This window comes from Porticoccus sp. W117 (assembly GCF_030341905.1).
Taxonomy (GTDB): Bacteria; Pseudomonadota; Gammaproteobacteria; order Pseudomonadales; family Porticoccaceae; genus SCSIO-12696.
Genome location: NZ_JATAAF010000044.1, coordinates 1 through 6144 on the forward strand (window position 1 = coordinate 1; position 6144 = coordinate 6144).

General features: G+C 50.3%; 3 protein-coding genes. All 3 read left to right on the forward strand.

What is annotated here, in order from left to right:
* A partial coding sequence (locus QSV34_RS15050; protein ID WP_289156054.1) for an RHS repeat domain-containing protein occupies positions 1–4031 on the forward strand: 4031 nt, incomplete at its 5' end.
* Positions 4028–4381 (forward strand): hypothetical protein, encoded by a 354-nt coding sequence (locus QSV34_RS15055; protein ID WP_289156056.1) that lies wholly within the window; start codon positions 4028–4030, stop codon positions 4379–4381. The genes QSV34_RS15050 and QSV34_RS15055, both read left to right, overlap by 4 nt.
* 1143 nt (positions 4382–5524) lie before the next feature.
* Positions 5525–5986, forward strand: a complete 462-nt coding sequence (locus QSV34_RS15060; RefSeq protein WP_289156058.1) for a hypothetical protein — start codon at positions 5525–5527, stop codon at positions 5984–5986.
* Positions 5987–6144: the final 158 nt, after the last annotated feature.

A 6144-nucleotide genomic window follows, 5' to 3' on the forward strand; every position in this document is an offset into this window, starting at 1 on the left:
TTCTGGGCTTTGGCCGAATGCGCCAAGTGGACGCCACAACGGGCGTTCAAAACACCACCTGGTACCGCCAGGACTTCCCGTTCCAGGGTCACCCCCGCAAAGTGGAAGTGCGCAGTAAAGAAGGCCACTTGCTCAGTGAAACCGACAACATCTGGAAACTCAAAGTCTGGGATTGGAATAGCCCGGCGACACCGGGCACTCTGGGCAACAGCGGTCATCTCACCGACTGGTCCAGTGTGGCGAGCAACAGCAGTGGTAAATACCAACAGCTGACCTTGTTCAACAACGGCCAGGGAATCTTTCGTCCTTACCTGGCGCAGTCCGTCCAAAGAACCTACGACCTGGTGGACAACGCCAGCGGCGCCACCACTACCCAGGGCAGTTTGCTCAAAACCGTCACCACGGAAACCACCGAAGACGGCTACGGCAACCCACTGACGCAAATCGCCACCACCGTGGACAACACCACCGGCTTGAACACCAGTGGCCACCAATACAAAGTCACTACCACCAACGTCTACGACAGCGCCAACAGCTACAGTGGCGAGGACAGTGACTACGGCGAGTATCGCGGCCTGCTCACCAGCAGTACCGTACAAACCGAGCGCACCGGCGAGACCACCGTCACCCGCAAACTGGGCTACAACTACTACACCAGCACCACAGCGACGGCCTACAACAGCAAGGGTGGTGTCAAAGGCCTGCTCAAAGACGAGATTGTGGAGCCGGACAATAGCGCCTATACCCTGACCACCACCCACCTCTACAACGTCTTTGGCAAGCGCACCCGTTCTGAAGTGACGGACGGCAGTCAAACCCGCTACAGCGAAACCCGGTTCGATACCCTGGGCCGTTACGAAGAAGCTATGTACAACTCGTTGGGCCACAAAACCAGCGACGTCATCAGCCGCAACGCCTACGGCCAGCCCACCGAAGTGGAAGACATCAACGGCGCCAGTATTTACATGGCCTACAGCGCCTTTGGCCGACAATACTTCGAGCGCAGCGACAGCGGTGCGTTCAGCAAAACCACTCTGAGCGACAACAGCGCAGACATGGCCCAGTGTCCCAGTAATGCGGAATACGTCAGCCTGGTGCAAACCGCCGGTGGCGGCGAAAGCCGAGTGTGCTACGACAAACTGGGCCGTGAAGTGCGTACCCTGGCGAAAGCTTTCGACGGCCGCTGGAGCGCTTCTGATATTGAATACGACACCGTGGCGCGCACCGCGCGGCAGAGTGAACCGTACTTCACCACAGGCCAAGGTAACACCAGCTACTGGACGCAAAACAGCTTCGACATTCTGGGCCGGCCCAAGCAGGTGACCCACCCGGACAACAGCACCACCACCCACAGCTACAGTGGCTTTAGCTCCACACTCACCAACGACCTGAACCAGAGCAAAACCCAGCGCAGCAACGCCTTGGGCGAAGCGGTGCAGATCACCGATCACCTCAATGGCAGCACCCACTACCGCTACGACGCCCAGGGCAACATGACCCAAATGACCGATCCGGGCAGCAACGTCACCACCATCGGTTACGACCTGCTGGGTCGCAAAACAGCCATGAACGACCCGGACAAAGGCAACTGGACCTACGCCTACAACAAATTTGGCGAACTCACCGGCCAGACCGATGGCAAAGGCCAAAGCAGCGCCATGGTCTACGACCTGCTGGGCCGCATGACCAGCCGTATCGATCATCGGGCCAACAACAGCGTGGAAGCGGACACCCTCTGGGTCTATGACACCGCGGCCAACGGCCTGGGCCAACTGGCCAACGTGCAGCAAGACAACGGTAACACCGGCACCAACGACTACGTTCAAATCCTTAGCTACGACCCTCTGGGGCGGGTGATCAACACCGCCACCAGCCTGGGAACCAACGGGGTGGGCGGCGCCTACATCGAAGAAATCACCTACGACCAATACGGCCGGGTGTTCCAAACCTTCGATGCGGCCAACGACCCCAACGGCGCCACTGGCTATCAGGGCCTGCAACACCGCTACAACAACAACGGCTACCTGCAGTCCGTGGGCAGCGTGCAAAACAACAGCGCCGGCAACCCAGTCACCGCCTACCAGACCGTCGAAACCATGGACGCCCGTGGCAACATCACCACCGAACTGTACGGCAACGGCGTGCGCACCGCGCACTTCTACGACCCGCAAACCGGGCGCCTGACCGACATCGACGGCACCAGTGCCGGTGGCAGCCTTGGCAATATCCAGGAACTGGACTACCAGTGGGACACCCTGGGTAACCTCACCCGCCGCAACGAACTATCGGGCAGCAAAAACCTCAGCGAAACCTTCCAGTACGACGGCCTCAACCGCCTGACCCACTACACCGTGGGCGGTGCCACCAAAACCGTCAGCTACGACGCCCTGGGCAACATCACCCACAAAAGTGACGTGGGCAACTACAGCTACGGCCAAAACAGCGCCGGGCCCCACGCGGCCACCACCATCGCCGGGCAAACCTACCAATACGACGCCAACGGCAACAACACCAGTGGCGATGGACGAACGCTGACCTACAGCACCTTCGACAAACCCGTCACCATTCAAAAAGGCAGCAGCCACACCACCGCCTTTGAATACGGCCCGGACCGGATGCGCTACAAACGCACCGACGATGACAACAACAACGGCATCGACAAAACCACCTGGTACATCGGCAGCGTCGAAATCATCGAAAACGCCGACAACACCACAGAGATCAAACGCTACGTTGGCGATGCGGCCATCGTCACCCTGACCCTGAACGCCAGCGAACAACTGACCGGCGCAGACACCCACTACCGTCACTACGACCACCTGGGCAGCCTGGACGTGATCACCGACGCCGTGGGCAGCATCGTTGAAGAACTGAGCTTCGACCCTTGGGGGGAGCGCAGAAACGGCGTAAACTGGAGCGACCTGACGGCGACAGAACTCGCCGGGTTCTTTGACAGTACAGTTAGTGGCAAAGGCGCCCATGGCATCACCACCCGAGGCTTTACCGGGCACGAGATGCTGGACGAAGTGGGCATCGTTCACATGAACGGGCGGATTTACGATGCGAAGATTGCCCGATTCCTTCAAGCTGACCCAATAATCCAAGACCCTCTGAATACCCAGAGTCTCAATAGATACTCGTATATCTGGAATAATCCGCTAAACGGGACAGACCCCAGTGGATATAGCCGATTCAGCTTTGAAGGTGAGCGTTACTACAATGCTTTTTTAGGTGAATTTACGGATAGAAATTGCTTCTCTTGTATATCAATCAATGATTTGAGAATGAAAGGGTTGACGCCTGATGGGATGTCAGCAGCTGCGTTTAGTGCCGAAGTTGCAAACCTTTCTCAAGCTGATTTTAATGACCTTGCAGGAAAGTACCAAAATCCGCGAGAGTTACAGCGTTTGGCAGGCGCTGCGGTTCGCATAGTTAAACAGAATGAAATGCTATTTAAACAGTTTGAAAATACGGCAGACAGATTAGGAATATCAGGAAAAAGGAAAGATAAGCTGTATGAGTCGCTCAGGGAGAATGATACATCGATCCTGGGAGACGGTTCTGTCAGACATTTCCTTCGGTCATTCTCATTGGGTAGCGGGATTATAGATAAGTCAAATAGAGCAAATAAATTCCATAGAAATGCTGTAAATATGAAAGTTGATTGGTTTGTTGAGCAATTCCCAGGTTTAACTTCTAACCAAGCTAAGGATGTTATGAAAGCATATATGCCTTTATTAAGTGGTGATATTGATGCTTTACAGGACTTAAATGAAATGCAAAAGGACTTGGCTTTAGAGATTGGCCTGTTAGGCACCGACGCAGATGATCGCGAGCCCAACCTTTCTAAAATATTTAGAGGTCGTTTTTCGGCTGTTAGCTTGTGGGGAGAGGCGGATGTCCATGATTTTGTTGAGGAGCTAGAAGAAGGGTTCGATGATGTTACTCCATCAGGTGTTGGGACTATAAACTCGGCTATGGATAGTAAGGCAGGTGGTTCAGTAATAGATTACATAAAAGGTGTGAAATGAAAAAAACGACATTAGCTTTATTCTTCCTTATCACATTTATATTAGGTTTGACAGCGGGCTCTATGTATTCAGCCAATGAGCTGACAGATTACTACGATGAACAAATTGCCATTGCCCAGATAGGTATAATTTCGGATATTCATTCATATCACCAAGAATTAAAAGGTAGTGGTGATAGCGCAATGATAAAAGCAGTTTGTAGGGAGGTTTTTCGACTCGGTGAGCAAATAAACAAACTGGAGAAAACACCAGTGACATTAGATGTTAAAAGGTACAGTAATCGTGTGATGGCACGATATAAAGATATATGTGATTCTAGTGTTGGCGAGTTATCCGATGCATCTACGTAACAATAGCATGGGCAACTTTTTGCATGCACTTGTAATTTACATCTTACGAAAAGGAACTCTACAAATTTCAAATTATTAGATTGAAACACCTTCCGCTGAAACTGGCCGCAAACTTCGCACCATTGGTCAGCCCAAGATAGCAGAATGGTCACGCTTTCTTAGTGCAGGTGGTCAATAGTGCGTATTGCTGTGGGCAGATGGGCGTAGTGCGTGCAGATGCGGGGGCTATGGAAAATGACCAACCTCGCTATGCGGCACTGACCACTTGTGCTATCAAGGCGTGACCACCGCGATATTCCTAACTGACCACTCTCTCGGTTTTCATTCTCTTTTCATGCTGAATACCTTCGTCGTTTGGGGGCGAGAGTAATTTCTGTGCGACTGAATTTTGTTTTGAGGCTGATATTTAAAGACGGCGGGGAGCATCTATCCAGCTGGAAGGTAGATGTAATGAGAGTGTGTGCTATTTAGATATTCTATGAGGCGCTGCTTCACTTTTAATTAATATACACGCAATGATTATTAAGTAAGCTTTTGCGATCATTCTATTCTATATTTTCCTTCTAAAAAACCTAACTATTTCCATTTAAAAAATCTGCGATAAAAATCTTGGTTTTTTCTTTCATCTCTTAGTGAGTTTGGTTTTCTAATTAAAAAATATGCATTTTTTTAAAAAAAGAAACCGATAAATCGATTTTTTACTTTCCTGCTATTGAAATATGCCAGGTATCTGTGTAAGAGTTTTAAGGCTTTATTATTGTTTGCTAAATCAATAACTTATTATGCATTTAATGATTTTTTAAATGTTCGTTAGCGTGTCAATGTGCAGGAAATAATTTGACACATTTTCGAACGAATGAGTATCCAGCTAAAAATTAGGAGGTGAAAAATGAGTGACTAATGTTTTGATTAGATAGAAAGGAGAGAGGCCTCGAAAAGTATCAGTTTTCGAGGCCTCTGCTGAGAGTGTCGACATAAGTGGGCGACACTCTCAGTATCTCTCCCTATATCCCGTTTGTCAAGACAGGTTCGTTTTTAAAAATTTGGACTTGCGGACAAATTCGTCCTTAAAAAACTGCATTGGAGCTGATGGCTATCAGTGTCAAGGAGCCAGTGCGGCCAAATTGGAACAGGAGAATATTGATGTTTCAAAACATTTATAGAGAGTCATGCAATTTGATTCTCAACACCGACTGCTCGAATCGAGAGATCGCCCGACGATTGGGCGGATCACACAATACCTACGGGAAATACCGTAAACGCCTTCAAAAGCTGGGAATGTCGTGGCAGGAGATCGAAAAGCTGGCCGATAGCCAGATAAAGCTGCTCCTTTTACCTCAAATACCCCACGTATCTGATAAGCCAGAACCGGACTGGCACTATGTGGATAAGTTATTGAATGCCAGCAAATACCAAACCCTGGAGCAATTGCACGAGGAATATGCGGCTTCTCACCAAGAAGATGGCATGAAGTACTCCACTTTCACCAAGCGATATAGGGCGTTCAAGAAAACCCAAGAGCTCTCCATGCGAATTGCCCACTACCCTGGTGAGTGTATCTATGTAGATTACGCCGGTACCCTGATACGGTGGACTCACGCGTAAAAGGGGACGTAACTATTTATCCCTACACCTAAGGCAACTCTGATTAATTCATCGATTAAGCGATAATAACAGCATATCCACAAACCCGAGATACCGATGCGCCAACAATCCCTGACCGATGGCTTTGAAAAACATCGCAAGAAAACCCGTAAAGAGCG